The organism is Actinocrispum wychmicini (genome assembly GCF_004345645.1).
In the GTDB taxonomy this organism is placed as follows: Bacteria; Actinomycetota; Actinomycetes; order Mycobacteriales; family Pseudonocardiaceae; genus Kibdelosporangium; species Kibdelosporangium wychmicini.
The window spans coordinates 63,971-80,431 of record NZ_SLWS01000015.1 but is presented as its reverse complement, the minus strand read 5'-3'; the positions used below and the strand labels follow the sequence as shown (position 1 = coordinate 80,431).

Annotated in this window: 19 protein-coding genes; 12 read left to right on the top strand and 7 right to left on the bottom strand. The window is 68.6% G+C overall.

The genetic code is table 11. The features are described 5' to 3' along the window. The first annotated feature begins 7 nt into the window (after window positions 1–7). From EV192_RS46695 to EV192_RS46685, 3 genes are all read left to right on the top strand, one after another. Window positions 8–865 (top strand): 3-hydroxybutyryl-CoA dehydrogenase, encoded by an 858-nt coding sequence (locus tag EV192_RS46695; RefSeq protein WP_279495773.1) that lies wholly within the window; start codon window positions 8–10, stop codon window positions 863–865. Between the two features lie 14 nt (window positions 866–879). Continuing rightward, window positions 880–1,515, top strand: a complete 636-nt coding sequence (locus EV192_RS46690) for a TetR/AcrR family transcriptional regulator (RefSeq protein WP_132125219.1) — start codon at window positions 880–882, stop codon at window positions 1,513–1,515. A gap of 63 nt (window positions 1,516–1,578) precedes the next feature. After that, window positions 1,579–2,550 (top strand): beta-ketoacyl-ACP synthase III, encoded by a 972-nt coding sequence (locus EV192_RS46685; protein WP_243727515.1) that lies wholly within the window; start codon window positions 1,579–1,581, stop codon window positions 2,548–2,550. Window positions 2,551–2,558: 8 nt separating this feature from the next. On the opposite strand, the gene EV192_RS46680 is transcribed toward EV192_RS46685, so the two are convergent. The 4 genes from EV192_RS46680 to EV192_RS46665 form a co-directional block, all read right to left on the bottom strand. Next, the gene (locus EV192_RS46680) at window positions 2,559–3,170 is read right to left on the bottom strand and encodes a TetR/AcrR family transcriptional regulator (RefSeq protein WP_132125217.1); all 612 of its coding nucleotides are present in this window, start codon (window positions 3,168–3,170) and stop codon (window positions 2,559–2,561) included. 79 nt (window positions 3,171–3,249) lie between these two features. Continuing rightward, window positions 3,250–4,089 carry a non-homologous end joining protein Ku gene (ku, locus tag EV192_RS46675; RefSeq protein WP_132125216.1) on the bottom strand — a complete coding sequence of 280 codons (840 nt, stop codon included), beginning with the start codon at window positions 4,087–4,089 and terminating at the stop codon, window positions 3,250–3,252. Between the two features lie 50 nt (window positions 4,090–4,139). Then, window positions 4,140–4,904, bottom strand: a complete 765-nt coding sequence (locus EV192_RS46670; RefSeq protein ID WP_132125215.1) for an RNA polymerase sigma factor SigF — start codon at window positions 4,902–4,904, stop codon at window positions 4,140–4,142. After that, the gene (locus EV192_RS46665; RefSeq protein WP_132125214.1) at window positions 4,901–5,326 is read right to left on the bottom strand and encodes an ATP-binding protein; all 426 of its coding nucleotides are present in this window, start codon (window positions 5,324–5,326) and stop codon (window positions 4,901–4,903) included. The genes EV192_RS46670 and EV192_RS46665 overlap by 4 nt, the downstream gene beginning before the upstream one ends. A gap of 43 nt (window positions 5,327–5,369) precedes the next feature. On the opposite strand from EV192_RS46665, the gene EV192_RS46660 reads away from it, so the two are divergent. Further along, window positions 5,370–6,065, top strand: a complete 696-nt coding sequence (locus tag EV192_RS46660) for a TetR/AcrR family transcriptional regulator (RefSeq protein ID WP_132125213.1) — start codon at window positions 5,370–5,372, stop codon at window positions 6,063–6,065. Here the strand turns inward: EV192_RS46660 and EV192_RS46655 are convergent. After that, window positions 6,055–7,284, bottom strand: coding sequence for a serine hydrolase domain-containing protein (locus tag EV192_RS46655; protein WP_132125212.1), 1,230 nt, complete (start codon window positions 7,282–7,284; stop codon window positions 6,055–6,057). The genes EV192_RS46660 and EV192_RS46655 overlap by 11 nt on opposite strands. A gap of 242 nt (window positions 7,285–7,526) precedes the next feature. Between EV192_RS46655 and EV192_RS46650 the strand changes: the two genes are divergently transcribed. From EV192_RS46650 to EV192_RS46615, 8 genes are read left to right on the top strand one after another with little or no spacing between them, the layout of a single operon-like run. After that, window positions 7,527–8,828, top strand: a complete 1,302-nt coding sequence (locus tag EV192_RS46650) for an enolase C-terminal domain-like protein (RefSeq protein ID WP_132125211.1) — start codon at window positions 7,527–7,529, stop codon at window positions 8,826–8,828. After that, window positions 8,825–9,583: an SDR family NAD(P)-dependent oxidoreductase gene (locus EV192_RS46645; RefSeq protein WP_132125210.1), complete on the top strand. Its 759-nt coding sequence runs from the start codon at window positions 8,825–8,827 to the stop codon at window positions 9,581–9,583. Before EV192_RS46650 ends, EV192_RS46645 begins: the two co-directional genes overlap by 4 nt. 33 nt (window positions 9,584–9,616) lie before the next feature. Further along, entirely contained in the window at window positions 9,617–10,660 is a 1,044-nt protein-coding gene (locus EV192_RS46640; RefSeq protein WP_207926811.1) for a sugar ABC transporter substrate-binding protein, read from the top strand. After that, a complete protein-coding gene (locus EV192_RS46635) occupies window positions 10,660–12,180 on the top strand; it encodes a sugar ABC transporter ATP-binding protein (protein ID WP_132125355.1) in 1,521 nt (506 codons plus the stop codon). Before EV192_RS46640 ends, EV192_RS46635 begins: the two co-directional genes overlap by 1 nt. Continuing rightward, complete coding sequence (locus EV192_RS46630; RefSeq protein WP_132125208.1) at window positions 12,177–13,202, top strand: ABC transporter permease; 1,026 nt, start codon at window positions 12,177–12,179, stop codon at window positions 13,200–13,202. The genes EV192_RS46635 and EV192_RS46630 overlap by 4 nt, the downstream gene beginning before the upstream one ends. Window positions 13,203–13,204: 2 nt before the next feature. After that, the gene (locus tag EV192_RS46625) at window positions 13,205–13,528 is read left to right on the top strand and encodes an L-rhamnose mutarotase (RefSeq protein ID WP_132125207.1); all 324 of its coding nucleotides are present in this window, start codon (window positions 13,205–13,207) and stop codon (window positions 13,526–13,528) included. Continuing rightward, window positions 13,515–14,477 carry an aldo/keto reductase gene (locus tag EV192_RS46620; protein ID WP_132125206.1) on the top strand — a complete coding sequence of 321 codons (963 nt, stop codon included), beginning with the start codon at window positions 13,515–13,517 and terminating at the stop codon, window positions 14,475–14,477. Before EV192_RS46625 ends, EV192_RS46620 begins: the two co-directional genes overlap by 14 nt. Next, window positions 14,467–15,300: an amidohydrolase family protein gene (locus tag EV192_RS46615; RefSeq protein ID WP_132125205.1), complete on the top strand. Its 834-nt coding sequence runs from the start codon at window positions 14,467–14,469 to the stop codon at window positions 15,298–15,300. Before EV192_RS46620 ends, EV192_RS46615 begins: the two co-directional genes overlap by 11 nt. A gap of 6 nt (window positions 15,301–15,306) precedes the next feature. On the opposite strand, the gene EV192_RS46610 is transcribed toward EV192_RS46615, so the two are convergent. Further along, window positions 15,307–15,888, bottom strand: coding sequence for a DinB family protein (locus tag EV192_RS46610; protein ID WP_132125204.1), 582 nt, complete (start codon window positions 15,886–15,888; stop codon window positions 15,307–15,309). Window positions 15,889–15,941: 53 nt separating this feature from the next. After that, on the bottom strand, window positions 15,942–16,400 hold the full coding sequence (locus tag EV192_RS46605; protein ID WP_132125203.1) for a MarR family winged helix-turn-helix transcriptional regulator: 459 nt from the start codon (window positions 16,398–16,400) through the stop codon (window positions 15,942–15,944). Window positions 16,401–16,461: the final 61 nt, after the last annotated feature.

Sequence of the window (16,461 nt, the reverse complement as noted above, 5' to 3'; positions counted from 1 at the left end):
TATGACTGTGAGCGAGATCCGCCGGGTTGGCGTTGTCGGCTGTGGGCTGATGGGGTCGGGCATCGCCGAGGTGTGTGCCCGGGCCGGGCTGGACGTGAAGGTGACCGAGGCGTCGGCGGAGGCGTTGGCGGCGGGTCGTGGCCGGATCGAGAAATCACTCGATCGGGGGGTTCGCAGCGGCAAGCTGACCGCGGCGGAGCGGGATGCCGCGATCGGCCGGATCACGTTCGTGACCGACATCGGCGAGTTCGCCGACCGGCAGGTCACCGTGGAGGCGGTCGCGGAGAACGAGCAGATCAAGACCGACGTGTTCACCTCGTTGGACAAGGTGGTCACGGACCCGTCGGCGATCTTCGCGTCCAACACGTCGTCGATTCCGATCATGAAGCTCGGCATGGCCACCGGCCGGCCCGAGCAGGTCATCGGGGTGCACTTCTTCAACCCGGTGCCGGTGCTCAAGCTGGTCGAGCTGGTGCCGTCGCTGTTGACCGGTGCGGAGACCCAGACCCGGGCGGACGCGTTCGTCACCGGTGTGTTGGGCAAGCAGGTGATCCGCTCGCAGGACCGGGCCGGGTTCGTGGTGAACGCGCTGCTGGTGCCGTACCTGCTGTCGGCGATCCGGATGCTGGAGTCCGGGTTCGCGTCCGCCGAGGACATCGACAACGGCATGGTTCTCGGCTGTGCGCACCCGATGGGCCCGTTGCGGCTGACCGACCTGATCGGCCTGGACACCACCAAGGCGATCGCGGAGTCGATGTACGCGGAGTTCAAGGAGCCGTTGTACTCGCCACCGCCGCTGTTGCTGCGCATGGTGGACGCGGGCCTGCTGGGCAAGAAGTCCGGCCGCGGCTTCCACCAGTACTGACCTACAGTTTGCGGATGGAGACGGACACGCTGCTCGGCCTGGTGCTTTCCGAGGGCCAGGCCGGCGACCCGGTCAGCGAGTCGATTCTGGACGCCGCGCTGCGCGAGTTCATGGACTACGGCCTGCGGCGGACCAACGTGGATGTCGTCGCGCGGCAGGCAGGGGTGTCCAGAGCCACGCTGTACCGCCGGTTCGAGAACAAGGACGTCCTTGTTCAGGCAGTTCTGGTCCGGGAGTGCCGACGGTTCTTCGGCAGTATCGCCGCGGCGGTGGACGGCCTGCCCACCGCGCGCGAACGTCTTGTCGAAGGTTTCGTGGTCGGAGTCCGGTACGCGCGCGAGGATCGGTTGCTGTCACGGCTGCTGTCCAGCGACCCGGAGGCGTTGTTGCCGTATCTGACCGTCGACGGCGGGCTTGTCGTGGCGGTCGCCAGGGATTTCCTGGTCGGCAACGCGGAAGGGCTGCCCGGCGGTGACAAGCCGGTTGACGGACGGGAGCCGGCGGGTGTCGCGGAGCTATTCGTAAGACTCGCCATCTCGTTCACGCTGACACCCGATAGTTGCATTCCACTTGACACTGACGAGGACGTCCGCGCATTCGCGAGAAGTTACCTGGCGGTATTGATGGGACCGGTCGCGACACCCCACTAAACGTCACCATCCTACTCAGGGGTATGCGTCAAGATGTGTCCCATGGGTGGAGTTTCCGCAGGGGTGAAGGTTTCTCGTCTTCGGCTGGCGCCGCCGGTCGCGGGCGCGCGCATGATCGGGTTCGGCGCCTATCAGCCGTCCACTGTGGTGACCAGCGAGGAGACCGCCCGGCGGTTCGGGCGGACCGGCGAGTGGGTGCGGGGGCGCACCGGGATCGTGTCGCGGCGGATGGCGGGCGCGCGCGAGACCGTGCACGAGATGGCAGTCGCCGCCAGCCGGCAGGCGTTGTCGAACTGTGGCATGGACGCCGCCGAGATCGGCCTGGTGATCGTCGCCAGCTGCAGCGCGGACCGGCCGATGCCGGACGTGGCGTCCGGGGTGGCCAGGGCGGTGGGCGCGACCACGGCGGGCGCGTTCGACCTGAACGCGGCGTGCGCCGGATTCTGCTACGCCCTGACGGTCGCCGCCGACGTGGTGCGCACAGGGTCGGCCAAGTACGTGCTGGTCGTGGGCACCGAACGGATGACCGCGTGGGTCGACCCGGCGGACCTGGGGACGTCGATCATCTTCGGCGACGGCGCCGGAGCGGCGATCGTCGGCCCGGCGGCGAAGCCCGGCATCGGGCCGGTGGTGTGGGGGAGCGACGGCCAGGGCGCCGACCTGATCCGCATCCCGGACTTCAGCCACGGCATGCACATGGAGGGCCAGGCGGTGTTCCGCTGGGCCACGACCGAGCTGCACCCGGTCGCGCTGGCCGCGTGCGACCGCGCCGGGGTGACACCGGGCGACCTGGCCGCGATCGTGCCGCACCAGGCGAACCTGCGGATCATCCACGCCATGGCCAAGAAGATCGGCGCGCCCGGCGCGCTCGTCGCCCAGGACGTGGTGCGGTCCGGGAACACCTCGGCCGCGTCCATTCCCTTGGCGCTGCAACGACTTGCCGAGGCCAAGGCGCTCGAACCGGACTCGTTGGCCCTGCTGATCGGGTTCGGCGCCGGCCTGTCCTACGCCGCCCAGGTGGTCACCCTCCCTTGAGGTCTGATTCACGAAGTGACTTTGGGGAACGTGTCCCGGACGAGGGTCAGCAGCGTGCTGGTGAGCAGCACGTGGACCTGGTCGCGGTTGAGGTGGTCGCCGAGCAGCCACTCACGGCCGGCGGCCTTCACCATCCCGCCGTACGCGCGGATCATCGCCCGCAGCTGCTCGCGGTGGTCCCGCACGTCCGCGAGGCCGACGAACTCCAGGACCCGGTCGGCCGCGAGCTCGTCCGCCTCGGCCAGGATCCGTTCGACATCCGCGTCGTGGCCGACGCCACCCACCGCCACCAGCCATGTCTTGCTGTGCCGCAGCACGCGGTCGAGGAACCAGCTCACGCTGCGGTCGATCCGGTCCTCCAGCGAGCCCGGCGACATTACCTGCGGCGACGGGCCCGGAATGGTCACCATTCGACGGACCACTTCCAGATAGAGATCGCGCTTCGTGCCGAAATAGTGGTTGATCAAGCCGCGGGCGACGCCGGCCGCGCGGGCGATGTCAGTTGTCGACACAGCTGGGTAGGGCCGATCACCGAATAAGCGGATAGCGCAGACGAGGATCTGTTCCCTTCGAGCGTCTGGTTCGAGCCGCCGCCAGCGCGGTTCGGGTGCGGAACTCATGCTGTAAAGCTTTGCATGCCCGCCGCGCGCGCGGGTAATGACCGGTTAGCTCGATCGGGTCAGCGGTTGTTCGGTAATGTCAGGCGGTTCGCTTACTTGACTTGCTCTTGGCGGTCGTCTTCTTCTTCGCCGGCGTGTCCTCTTGTTGCTTAGCGCGGGTCTGTTCGACACTGCGCTCCAACGCCGTCATCAGGTCGATCACGTCGCCCTGTTCTTCTTCCTCCGGACGTTCCGGCAGGTCGGCGCCATCGGCCTTGGCCGCGACCAGTTCGGCCATGGCGTCCCGGTAATCGTCGGTGAACACCTCCGGCTTGAACGAACCGGCCATGTTGTCGATCAGTGACGTGGCCATCTTCAACTCCTGCGAGCGCACCTCGAGGTTCTGCTCAAGGAAGCTGAAATCGGGTTTTCTGATCTCGTCCGGCCAGAAGATCGTGTGCAGGACGAGAACGTCCTCACGGGCCCGCAAGATCGCCAGCGACTCGCGCTGACGGATCGTGATCCGCACGACCGCGAGCCGGTCGGTGTCCTCCAGCGCCTGCCGCAGCAGCACATATGGCCGACCTGCGGTTTTGTCCGGTTCGAGGTAGTACGTCTTCTGGAAATAGATCGGGTCGACCTCGTCGGCCGGCACGAACTCCAACACCTCGATGTTCTTGTCGGTGGACACCGGCAGCTTCGCGAAATCCTCGTCGGTGAGGATCACGACCCGGCCGTCCTCCAGTTCGTACCCCTTGGCGATGTCGCGGTAGTCGATCTCGTTGCCGCAGACCTCGCAGACGCGCTTGTACCGGATCCGACCCCCGTCCTCGGGGTGGACCTGGTGGAACCGGAAGTCGTGTTCCTCGGTCGAGCCGAACATCCGGACGGCGATCGTCACGAGTCCGAACGAGATGGCTCCTCGCCACACGGGTCGCATAGGGTCAGCGAACCTATTGGCGGCCGGTTTGGCAAGCCCAAAATGCCAGGTCAGCCCTCTTCGAGGGCCGCACGCAGCTGATCGAGGCTCTTGGCGAGCAGCCGGGACACGTGCATCTGGCTGATGCCGAGGGCCTCGGCGATCTGGGTCTGCGTGAGATTGCCGAAGAACCGCAGCGTGATGATCTTCTGCTGGCGTTCCGGCAGCCGCTTGATCAGCGGGTAGAGCGCCTCACGGGCGTCCACCACACTCAGTTCTGGATCGTCCGAGCCCAGCGTGTCGGCCAGCGACGCGGAGTCCGGGTCGTCGGTCAGCAGGTAGTCCAGGGACAGCGAGTGGTGCGCGTTGGTGGCCTCCAGGCCCTCGAACACGTCCTCCCGGGAGACCCCGAGGTGCTCGGCGATCTGGCTGGGTGTCGGCGCCCGGCCGAGCCGCTGGGACAGCTCGGTGACGGCCCCGCTGAGGGCCATCCGCATCTCCTTCAGCCGCCGCGGCACGTGCACGGCCCAGCTGGTGTCCCGGATGTGCCTGCGGACCTCGCCCATGATCGTGGGCACGGCGAAGGACATGAAGTCGGCGCCGTGTTCCGGGTCGAACCGGTCGACCGCGTTGATCAGGCCGATCTTGGCGACCTGGGACAGGTCCTCCAGCGGCGCGCCCTGGTGGGCGAACCGGCGCGCGATGTGCTCGGCGACCGGCATGTGTTCGGTGACCAGTCGTTCGCGCAGCTCACGGCGCTCGGCACTGTCCTGGGGCAGAGCGGCCAGCTCCACGAACAGCGGCGCCAGATGGTCGTAGCCGCCGCGCGGGTTCACCCGGCGACCGTCCCGTTCCGTTTGGCCAGCTCGATCCTGAGCGTGAAGCCACCTGGGTCGGCCGCGGCCGGGGCGACCCCCGCGTCCACCTCGTCGGCCAGGGTGGACAGCACGTGCCAGCCGAACGAGCCGGTGTCCGGCCATTCGTCGGTGTCGGACAACGCCGTGGCCAGCACCCGGATGCCGGCCGCGCTGGGCCGGAACCGGCACGACAGGACCGATCCCTTGGCGGCGTTGACCAGGAGCATCGAGCACGCTTCGTCCACCGCCATCTTCAGGTCGGCGATGCTGTCGAGGTCGAAGTCCTGGCGCATCGCGACCACCGACGCGACCGCGCGCAGCACGGGCAGCTGCGCCGGGTCGGCACCGACCCTGACCTCGATCTCGTCCTCGACACGCGCGGACTCCTCGGACGTCGTCACACCGTCAGCCTAGTCGGTGCCCACCGTTTGCAAGAATGACGCCATGACGGTCCGCCGCCAGCCGCCCGACTCGTCGACCGGCCCACCCGAGCTGGTCGGCGGGACCGCCGACGACGGCTCGACCCGCAAGCCCAGCAAGGGCGACCTCACCGCGCAGGCCATTTTGGACACAGCGGAACACCTGCTGGCCAACCGTTCGCTGGGCGAGATCGGCATCGACGAGCTGGCCGCGGGCGCGGGCGTGTCGCGGTCGACGTTCTACTTCCACTTCGAGTCCCGCGACGACGTGCTCTACACGCTGTCCGACCGGCTGATCGGCGAGATCTACGCGGAGGGCCTGGTGTGGTTCCGCCGCGGCGACGAGGAGCCGGTCGCCGCGGTGCGGCGAGCCCTGACCCGGATGGTGGAGCTGTGGCGCGCGCACGGGCCCGTTCTGCGGGCGTCGGTCCGTGGCCGGGAGACCGACCCGCGGCTGGCCGAGCTGTGGTCGGAGATCGCCCGCCGGTTCATGCGGTCCACGGCCGTGCAGATCGAAAGCGAACGCAACGCCGGGCTGGCCCTGCCCGGCCCGCCGTCGGCCCGTGGGCTGGCCAGGGCGTTGGTCATCATGAACGAGGCCACGTGCTACCAGCAGACGCTGATGAAGAAGTCCGCGGCGTGGGACGAGGAGCTGGTGGAGTCGCTGACCGCGATCTGGGTGCGGTCGATCTACGGCGACGCGGTGAAGCTCACCCCCTGAACCAGGTGCCGCCCTCGTGGGTCTGGTGGTAGCCAAGGGCACGGTACACGGCGTCCACAAGGGACTGTCCGCGTTCGTTCACGCCGATGCCGGGGCCCTGCTGGTTCATCGAGTACCCGAACGACAGCTTGGCCTTGGGGTCGGCGAAGCCGAGCGCGCCGCCCATGCCGCTGTGGCCGAACGCCTCCTCGGCGAGCAGGACGCCTTCCTTGTCGTTGGCGGGCAGATGGCTGTTGTCGCCGGTCTTGAGGAAGCCGCTGGCGAACCGGGTGGGCACGAGCACCGCCGCGTCCACCGAGCAGGCCGACGTGACCTGGCCCATCACCGCGACCTGCCGCGGGCTCACCAAGCGGACGTCGGCGAACGAGCCGCCCAGGGCCAGCGGCCGGTACATGCCGGCCAGGCCGCGGGCGTTGGTGATGGCGCCCACCGCGCCGATGGTGGCGGCGTGCGCGGCGCGCGAGTTGAAGCTGTCCGGGACCATGTAGCCGCCGGTGTTGATCACCATCAGGCCGGGGATGGACGTGGGGTCGGCCATGGCCGTGGTGAACAGGCTCGGCGGCAGCACGCCGGGTGCGGTCAGGTCGGCCGGGATGGTGGGCGCCACCCGGCGCTCCTGCGCCGCCGGCAGGCTCAGCCAGAACTCCAGGTCCAGCGGGCCGGCGACCTCGTCGGCGAAGAACTCGGCGAGGGGCCTTCCGGACACCCGCCGGACCACCTCGCCGACCAGGAAGCCGAAGAGCAGGCCGTGGTAGCCGTGCCGGGTGCCGGGCTGCCAGAGCGGCTCGGCGCGTTCCAGGATGCCGACCATCCGCTCCCAGTCGAAGAACGCGCCCGGCGGTACCTGTTCCCGGACACCGGCGAGCCCGGCCTGGTGGTCGAGCAACTGGTGGACGAGGATCGCGTCCTTGCCGTTCTGGCCGAACTCCGGCCAGTACCGGGCCACCGGACTGTGCAGGTCGAGTTCGCCGCGGTCGGCGAGGATGTGCGCGCACAACGCCGTGGCGCCCTTGGTGCAGGACCAGACGTCGACCAGGGTCTGCTCGGTCCACTCGGCGCCGGTCGACGGGTCGGCGGTGCCGCCCCACAGGTCGACGACCGTCCGGCCGTCGACGGTGACGGTCACCGACGCGCCGACCTCGCCGCGTTCGGCGAAGTTCCGCTCGAACTCGGCCAGTACCTCGACGAACTCCGGCTCGTGCGTTCCCTGGATCGCCATTGACCCTCGTCTCCAGTGTCTTGGCTGGCGGGCTTTGCGTCATCCCATCATTCACGACCGAGGCGAGCCCAGTCATCGGACATATCACCTCTCGATGGAGTCTCTTTCGGTCAGATGACTGGACGAGAGGCCGTCTGAGGCGATATACATCCGATGTATTGCCATGGCGGAGGGAAACGACATGCAGTTGGCGGTTGACGGGCCCGGTCGGCAGCGGCAAGTCGTCGGGCAGGCGTGATCGCATGCCTGTCATCACCGGTATGGACGTGTTGGACGTCCGGTTCCCCACGTCCCGGGAGCTGGACGGCTCGGACGCGATGAACCCCGACCCGGACTACTCGGCGGCCTACGTCGTGCTGCACGCCGACGAAGGCCCGGACGGCTACGGGTTCGCGTTCACCATCGGGCGCGGCAACGACGTGCAGGCCGCCGCGATCCGGGCGTTGGAGTTCCACGTGGTCGGCCGCTCGGTGCCGGCGACCGCCGCGGAGTTGGCGGCGCTGTCGCGGGATCTCGTCGGCGACTCGCAGCTGCGCTGGCTCGGCCCGGAGAAGGGCGTCGCGCACATGGCCATCGGCGCGGTGGTCAACGCCGCGTGGGATCTGGCCGCGCGGCGGGCGGACAAGCCGGTGTGGCGGTTCCTCGCCGACATGACCCCCGAGGAGATCGTCGGCCTGATCGACTTCCGCTACCTGAGCGACGCGATCACACCGGACGAGGCGTACCAGATCCTCGCGAACGCCCAGGACGGCAAAGCGCGGCGGATGGAAACCGTGCTGGCGGACGGATACCGCGCGTACACCACGTCACCGGGCTGGCTGGGGTACTCCGACGACAAGCTGGTGCGACTGTCCAAACAGGCCGTCGCGGACGGCTTCGACATGATCAAGCTCAAGGTCGGCGGGAACCTGGACGACGACATCCGGCGGCTGCGGCTGGCCAGGGCGGCGGTCGGCGACGAGGTCCGGATCGCGGTGGACGCCAACCAACGCTGGGACACCGCGACCGCGGTCGAATGGATGCGGGCGCTGGCGCCGTTCGGTCCCTACTGGATCGAGGAGCCGACTTCGCCGGACGACGTCCTGGCGCACCAGGCGATCGCGCGGCAGATCGCGCCGATCAAGGTGGCGACCGGTGAGCACGTGCAGAACCGGGTGGTGTTCAAGCAGCTGCTGCAGGCCGAGGCGATCTCGGTGCTGCAGATCGACGCCTGCCGGGTCGGCGGCGTGAACGAGAACGTGGCGATCCTGTTGCTGGCGGCCAAGTTCGGTGTGCCGGTGTGCCCGCACGCCGGTGGTGTCGGCCTGTGCGAGCTGGTCCGGCACCTGTCGATGTTCGACTACGTCTCGGTGTCCGGCACCCAGACCGACCGTGCCATCGAGTGGGTGGACCACCTGCACGAGCACTTCGCGGATCCAGCGATCGTCCGTGGCGGCCGCTATCTCGCGCCGACCAGGCCCGGGTTCTCGGCCCGGATGTACGACGCGACCCTGCGGCGCTACCGTTTTCCGGATGGTCCAGAGTGGACAGGAGCCGGCTCGTGACCGATTTTGACGGCCTCGTCGCCATCGTCACCGGTGGGGCGTCCGGCATCGGGCTCGCGACCGCCGACCTACTTGCCGCGCGTGGGGCGACGGTGGCCGCGCTCGACCTCAAGCCCGACGGATTGCCCGACCAGATCGCCGGTTTCGCGTGTGACGTCACCGACGACACCCAGGTGAAGTCCGCTGTGGACAGTGTGGTCGACCGGTTCGGCCGGCTGGACGTGGTGGTCAACAACGCCGGGATCGGTGCCGTCGGTGACGTCGCGGCGAACTCCGACGACGAGTGGCATCGCGTGTTGGACGTGAACGTGCTCGGGATGGCCCGCGTCGCCCGGCATGCCCTGCCGTACCTGCGTAAGTCGCCCAAGGCGGCGATCGTCAACACGTGTTCGATCGCCGCGTGGGCCGGCCTGCCGCAACGGGCGCTGTACTCGGCCAGCAAGGGCGCGGTGTACGCGTTGACGCTGGCGATGGCCGCCGACCATGTCCGGGAAGGCATCCGGGTCAACGCTGTGGCGCCCGGTACCGCGGACACACCGTGGGTCGGCCGGCTGTTGGACCAGGCCGCCGATCCGGCGGCCGAGCGCGCCGCGCTCGAAGCACGGCAACCCACCGGCCGGCTGGTGTCGGCGGCCGAGGTGGCCAACGCGATCGCCTACCTGGCCAGCCCGCTTTCCGGGGCCACGGTGGGAACGGTGCTTGCCGTGGATGGCGGCATGTACGGCCTGCGGTTGCGACCGCCGGCCCAGCAGTAATTCTCTCAGCCACCCTGTCAAGGAGGACCAGTGGTGCCCGTTCGTACGGTGGCCGCCGCCGCCCTGGTTGTACTGTCCCTCACGGCCTGTAGTCAGTCCACGAACACCGGTTCTCCCAACGGGTCGGCGGCCGGCGCGAACGCCCCGGTCGGCGTGGACTTCCCGCGGGCCGACTCGGACTTCTGGAACTCGTACATCAAGTACGTTCCGCAGTTCGCCAAGGACCTCGGCGTGAACATGATGCAGCCGACCAACTCGCAGAACAAGGTCGAGAGCCTGGTCGCCAACGTGCAGACCCTGCAGAGCCAGGGCGCCAAGGCGATCGTGATGGCGCCACAGGACACCGGCGCCATCGCCACCACGCTGCAACGCCTTGAGCAGCAGAAGATCCCTGTGGTCACTGTGGACACCCGGCCGGACCAGGGCAAGGTGTACATGGTCGTCCGCGCCGACAACAAGGCGTACGGCGAGAAGGCCTGCAAGTTCCTGGGCGACAAGCTCGGCGGCAAGGGCAAGGTCGTCGAGTTCCAGGGCGCGCTGTCGAGCATCAACGGCCGGGACCGGTCCGAGGCGTTCAAGGCGTGCATGACGCAGAACTACCCGGGCATCACGGTGTTCGAGGAGCCGACCGACTGGGAGGGGGCGAAGGCCAGCGCGGCGTTGCAGACCCGGCTGACCCAGAACCCGGACATCAAGGGCATCTACATGCAGGCTGGCGGCGTGTTCCTGGCGCCGACCCTGCAGGTGCTCAAGTCCACCAGCCACCTGCTCCCGGCGAGCGACCCGAACCACGTGTTCGTGGTGTCCAACGACGGCATCCCGCAGGAGTACGCCTCGATCCGCAAGGGCGAGATCGACGCGACCGTCTCGCAGCCCGCGGACCTGTACGCCAAGTGGGCGCTGTTCTACGCGAAGGCGGCGTTGGAGGGCAAGACGTTCCAGCCGGGGAGGACTGACCACGACTCGACCATTGTGGACGTGGGCAACGGCAACCTGGAGGACCAGCTCGCCGCGCCCCTGGTGACCAAGGACAACGTCGATGACAAGGCGTTGTGGGGCAACCAGATCGGGCAATGATGAGGGTTTCCGAGCGGACGGCGGCGGGCGCCGGGCTCGCCGCCGCGGCGTATCATGTGACCAAGCGGTTCGGCCGGACCGTGGCCCTCGACGACGTCGGCATCGAGATCCACGACGGCCAGTCGCACGCGCTGGTCGGCCGCAACGGCGCCGGAAAGTCCACTTTGGTCTCGATACTGACCGGACTGCAGGCGCCGGACAGCGGCAAGGTCGTGTTCGGCGGCCGTCCCGCGCCCTCGTTGGGCGACCGGGACGGGTGGCGGCGCAACGTCGCCTGCGTGTACCAGCGGTCCACGATCATGCCCGAGTTGTCGGTGGCCGAGAACCTGTTCGTCAACCGGCAGGGGCGCACGCTGATCAGCTGGTCGAAGCTGCGCAGGCAGGCCACGGAGATCCTGGAGTCGTTCGACGTCAAGGTGGACGTGACCACGCCGGCGTCGGACCTGAGCGTGGAGCAGCGCCAACTGGTGGAGATCGCGCGAGCGCTGTCAGGTGGCGCGCGGTTCATCATCCTGGACGAGCCCACCGCGCAGCTGGACGGTCCGGCGATCGGGCGGCTGTTCGAGAAGATGCGGACGTTGCAGGCCAACGGCGTCACGTTCCTGTTCATCTCGCATCACCTCCAGGAGATCTACGAGGTGTGCCAGGAGGTCACGGTCTACCGCGACGCCCGGCACATCATCACCGCCCCGGTGAGCGAGCTCGGCCGGGCGGAGCTGATCGACGCGATGACGGGGGAACCAGGCGGCCTGTCCGTGCCCGGTGCGACGGACCGTGACCTGGTCGACCCGGCCGGAGCGGTCGCGCTCGACGTGCGGAACCTGTCCGGGGACTCGTTCACGGACGTCACGTTCCAGGTGCGCGCGGGCGAGGTGATCGGGCTGGCCGGCAGTGCGTCCAGCGGCAAGCACCAGGTCGCGGAGACCGTCTACGGCCTGCGCAGGTCCACGTCCGGAGCGATCGAGGCAGCCGGCCGGAAGGTCAAACCGGGCTCGGTGCCGGCCGCCCTGAGGCACGGAATCGGTTGCGTGCCAAGGGATCGGCACCATCAGGGCCTGGTGCTCGACCTCACTGTGGCGGAGAACGCGGCGATGACCGTGATGAACAAGCTCGGCCCCGGCGGGTTCGTGCCGCCCGGTCGGATGACCGCGGTGGGCGCCAGGGCCATCGGGTCGTACGACATCGTGACCAGCGGCCCGGACCAGCCGGTGGCCGACCTGTCCGGCGGCAACCAGCAGAAGGTGGTGATGGCGCGGGCGCTGGCCGGTGACCCCCAGGTGCTCGTGCTGATCAACCCGACTGCCGGGGTGGACGTGAAGTCGAAGGAGTCCCTGCTCGGCGTGGTCGACCGGGCCGCGCGGGCCGGTGCCGCGGCCATCGTGGTGTCCGACGAACTGGACGACCTCAAGGTGTGCGACCGGGTGCTGGTGATGTTCCACGGCCGGGTGGTGGCCGAGTTCGGGCGTGACTGGACCGAACACGACCTGGTCGCGGCCATTGAAGGAGTGTCCGAACGATGACCAAGATGTTGACCCCGGACGCGGCCACGGCTCCCGCCGCCAGCCGTCGGCCGATGATCCGGTTCGCCCGTCTCAAGGACCTGGCGCTGGTGCCGGCGATCCTGGTGTTGGTGCTGGTTGGCATTCTGATCGACGCCAACACGTTCCTCACGCCGGGCTATCTGCTCGGCGCGGTGCTGCAGCCGCAGACCGCGCTGAGCCTGCTGGTGCTGGCCGAGGCGCTGATCCTGATCACCGGCAAGTTCGACCTGTCCCTCGAATCCACCATGGGCCTGGCCCCGGTGGTGGCGGCCGTGCTGGTGCAGCCCACGGCGTTGCACGGGCTGGGCACCGAGTGGCCCGCCTGGACGCTGATCCCGGTCAGCCTGGTGGTGGGCGCGCTGGTCGGCGCGTTCAACGGCCTGCTGATCCTGAAGTTCCAGCTGTCCGCGTTCATCGTCACGCTGGGCATGCTGATCACCCTGCGTGGCCTGGACAACGGCATCTCCGGCGGCAACAGCCTGTTCAACCTGCCGCCGTCGTTCCTGTCGCTGGGGTTCGAGTCGTGGCTCGGGATCCCGATCGCGGTGTGGATCGCGGGTGTCCTGTTCGTCGTCGGCATGGTGGTCCTCGGCTACTTCCGGCAGGGGCGTGCGCTGTACGCGGTCGGCGGCAACGTGGACGCGGCCAAGGCGGCGGGGATCCGGACCAACCGGGTGACCTGGATCGTGTTCGTGATCGGCGGCATGCTCGCCGCGCTGGCCGGCATCCTGGAGACCGGCCACCTCGGCGCGATCGGCGCGAACATGGGCGAGGGGGACATCTTCAAGGTGTTCGCCGCGGCCGTGATCGGCGGGATCAGCCTGAACGGCGGCAAGGGCACGATCTTCGGCGCGCTGTGCGGTGTCCTCATGCTCGGCCTGATCGAGAGCAACCTGACCCTGTTGCATGTGGACGGTCACTGGTTCAAGGCGATCGACGGCGTGATCATTCTGCTGGCGCTGGTGCTGTCCCGACTCACCACAGGCAAGGCACAGGACTGACGATGGAAACAGTGGCCCTCCACACGCGACTGAAGCCGGGCCGGGAAGCCGACTACGACCGGATCCACGCGGTGATCCCGGCCGAGCTCGACGTGGCGTTGCGCGAGGCTGGGGTGCGCTCTTGGCGGATCTGGCGCAGCGGCCGGGACCTGTTCCACGTCGTGGAGGTGGAGGACTACGCACGGATGCGTGCGCGGTTGCGGGATCACCCGGCGAACATCCCGTGGCAGGCGCGGATGGCGGAGCTGCTGGAGGTCGAGGACGACTACTCCGGCTCGGACCCGGACGTCAAACAGGTGTGGGAGCTGCCGCATGAAACTGGGTGACACCGCCGTCGACGTGACCACGTTCGGCTTCGGCGCGGCCGGGATCGGCAACCTCTACACGACGGTGTCCGACGCTGACGCCGAGGCCACGTTGCAGGCCGCGTGGGACGCCGGGGTCCGGTACTTCGACACCGCGCCGCACTACGGACTCGGCCTGTCCGAACGACGGCTGGGCAAGTTCCTCGCCGGGCTGCCGCGTGCGTCCTTTGTGGTGTCCACAAAGGTCGGTCGGTTGCTTGAACCGATCGTCGCGGACGGCCTGGACCTGGCCAACGGGTTCGCCGTGCCGCGCAGCCACCGGCGGGTGTGGGACTTCAGCGCGGACGGGATCAAGCGCTCGGTCGAGTCCTCTTTGGAGCGTCTAGGCCTTGACCGGGTGGACGTGTTGCTGCTGCACGACCCAGACGACCACTGGGAAACCGCGGCGGGGGAGGGGTTTTCGACGTTGGCCTCGTTGCGGTCCCAGGGTGTGGTCGGCGCGGTCGGCGTGGGGATGAACCAGTGGCAGATGCCGGCCCGGTTCATCCGGGAGACGTCCATCGACGTGGTCATGCTCGCCGGGCGGTACACCCTGCTGGAACAGACCGCGGCAACGGAGTTCCTGCCGTTGTGCGCGGAGCGGGGCGTGTCGGTCCTGGCGGCCGGTGTGTTCAACTCGGGCCTGCTCGCCCGCGCCCAGATCCAGGACAACGCGAAGTACAACTACGTGGAAGCGCCTCGGGAACTGGTCGACCGGGCCCAACGGATCGCCTCGGTGTGCGCACAGTACGACGTCACCTTGCCGCAGGCCGCCGTCCAGTTCGTGCTGCGCGACCCGAGCGTGGCGTCGGTCGTGCTGGGTGTGAAGTCGGCCGCGCAGGTGGAACGCAACGCCCGGCTGTTCACCGAGCCGGTGCCTGGCCAACTGTGGGACGACCTGTGCGCGGAAGGGCTGCTGGATGCGCGTTGACGCCCATCACCACCTGTGGGACTTGTCCGTCCGTGACCAGGACTGGATCGACCCGGTCTCGATGTCGGCGATCCGCCGTGACTTCGGCGAAACCGACCTGGTCACGGCGGCCGCGGACATGGACAGGACGGTGCTCGTCCAAACCGTCACCGTCCTCGACGAGACCCCGGAACTCCTGGCGATCGCCGAACAGTCGTCCTTGATCGGCGCGGTCACCGGCTGGGTGGACCTCACGCGGCCGGTGTCCGAGGTGCTGGCCAAGCTGGCCGCGGGTGTGGGCGGCAAATGGCTGCGCGGCATCCGTCACCAGGTCCAGGGCGAACCGGACCCCCGCTGGCTGTGCCGTGACGACGTACGACACGGCCTCCAAGCGGTGTTCGACGCCGGCCTGCTGTACGAACTCCTGGTGCTGCCCCACCAACTCCCAGCGGCCGTGGAGACCGTGGCGGCGTTCCCGGACAGCCCGTTCGTGCTCGACCACTGCGCGAAACCGCCGATCGCATCCGGCTCGATGGAGCCCTGGGCGTCCGCCATCCGTTCCCTGGCCGGCTTCGAGAACGTGACGTGCAAGCTCTCCGGCCTGGTCACCGAAGCCGACTGGACACAGTGGACAGTTCGGGACCTGCGCCGGTACGTGGACGTGGTGCTGGAGAGCTTCGGCCCGGCCCGGCTGATGTTCGGCTCGGACTGGCCGGTGTGCCTGCTGGCGGCCTCGTATCCCGAAGTGCTCGGCGCGGTCGAGGAACTCACCGCCGACCTGACCGTCGATGAGCGGGCACGCGTCTTCGGCGACACCGCCGCCGAGGTCTATCGACTCACGTAACCGCGTTCACTGGCCCAGCCGGCCATCGATCCGCTCGCGCAGCAGGTCGACATGACCCATGTGCCGGGCGTACTCCTCGATCATTCCGACCAGCACCTCACGCAGTGACATGGCCCCGCCGCCGCTGCCGTGCTGGTTCAACGGATCGTCGCTGGTGATGTCCAGACTGGGCGCCTCGGCCACGAACCGGGTGGCGAAGTCCACCTCCGCGTGCCACGCGTCCCACGCCTGCGCGACCACCTGGGGGTCGGGGACGGCACCGTTGAAATCACCGTCGCGGTCGGCTTCGGAGGTGAACAGCCGGGGCGCGTCCTGGCCCGCCATCATCCCCCGGAACGTCGAACGCTCGATCTCGGCCAGGTGCCGCACCAGCCCCAGCAGTGACATCGTCGACGGTTCGACCGACCGCTGCGCCATCGCCTCCGCGTCAAGACCTGAGCATTTCAGCTCCAAGGTGAGGCGTTGGCCGCGCAGGGACTCCACCAGCGTGGTGCGCTCGTCGCCCAACCTTGGCCGGTTCTCCCGCGGGTCGTCGTCCGAGGGCTTGCCGTCCGCGGTGAACATGTCGGCTCGTCTGGTCGTGGCCATGGCCGCCATCATCGGCAACGCGCACGGCGGCCGACAAACGATTAACGACCGCGTCAGGTCTGGGCCGGGCTGATCGGCAGCCTGGCCAGTGCGTCGACGAGTGGGGCGAGTTCGGGGAGCTTCTGGGCGTCCCGCAACGCTTCCGCGAGCGTGCCGTCGTGCAGGGGGCGGGCTTTCGTCAGCAGTTCGTGGCCGGCTGGAGTCACCTCGGTGTAGATGCCCCGGCGGTCGTCCGGGCAGAGGTAGCGGCTCAGCAGCCCCCGGTTCTCCAGCCTGGTGACGAGACGCGTCGTCGCCGACTGGGAGAGGACCACGGCCCGGGAGAGTTGGTTCATCCGCATGTGCCAGCCGTCCTGCCGGGCGAGGACGTCCAGGACGCTGTACTCGCTGACGGACAGGTTGTGTGCCCGTTGCAGCGAGCGTTCGAGGGCGTCTTCGAGGGACGCGTGCAGGGCCGCGAGGGTGCGCCAGCCTTGAGCGCGTGCTTCGGCCGCGTCGTCGTCCAGTGACACGGTTCACCTCCGCTTGCGTCGCGTTGTTGCACGGAGCATTATCAGGCTCATGCAATAACCC

Coding starts and splice junctions, on each gene's coding strand:
- EV192_RS46660 (WP_132125213.1), top strand. CDS start 5,370: ATGACGGTCCGCCGCCAGCCGCCCGACTCGTCGACCGGCCCACCCGAG.
- EV192_RS46635 (WP_132125355.1), top strand. CDS start 10,660: ATGAGGGTTTCCGAGCGGACGGCGGCGGGCGCCGGGCTCGCCGCCGCG.
- EV192_RS46680 (WP_132125217.1), bottom strand. CDS start 3,170: ATGAGTTCCGCACCCGAACCGCGCTGGCGGCGGCTCGAACCAGACGCT.
- EV192_RS46620 (WP_132125206.1), top strand. CDS start 13,515: ATGAAACTGGGTGACACCGCCGTCGACGTGACCACGTTCGGCTTCGGC.
- ku (WP_132125216.1), bottom strand. CDS start 4,089: ATGCGACCCGTGTGGCGAGGAGCCATCTCGTTCGGACTCGTGACGATC.
- EV192_RS46650 (WP_132125211.1), top strand. CDS start 7,527: ATGCCTGTCATCACCGGTATGGACGTGTTGGACGTCCGGTTCCCCACG.
- EV192_RS46655 (WP_132125212.1), bottom strand. CDS start 7,284: ATGGCGATCCAGGGAACGCACGAGCCGGAGTTCGTCGAGGTACTGGCC.
- EV192_RS46610 (WP_132125204.1), bottom strand. CDS start 15,888: ATGGCCACGACCAGACGAGCCGACATGTTCACCGCGGACGGCAAGCCC.
- EV192_RS46630 (WP_132125208.1), top strand. CDS start 12,177: ATGACCAAGATGTTGACCCCGGACGCGGCCACGGCTCCCGCCGCCAGC.
- EV192_RS46690 (WP_132125219.1), top strand. CDS start 880: ATGGAGACGGACACGCTGCTCGGCCTGGTGCTTTCCGAGGGCCAGGCC.
- EV192_RS46625 (WP_132125207.1), top strand. CDS start 13,205: ATGGAAACAGTGGCCCTCCACACGCGACTGAAGCCGGGCCGGGAAGCC.
- EV192_RS46615 (WP_132125205.1), top strand. CDS start 14,467: ATGCGCGTTGACGCCCATCACCACCTGTGGGACTTGTCCGTCCGTGAC.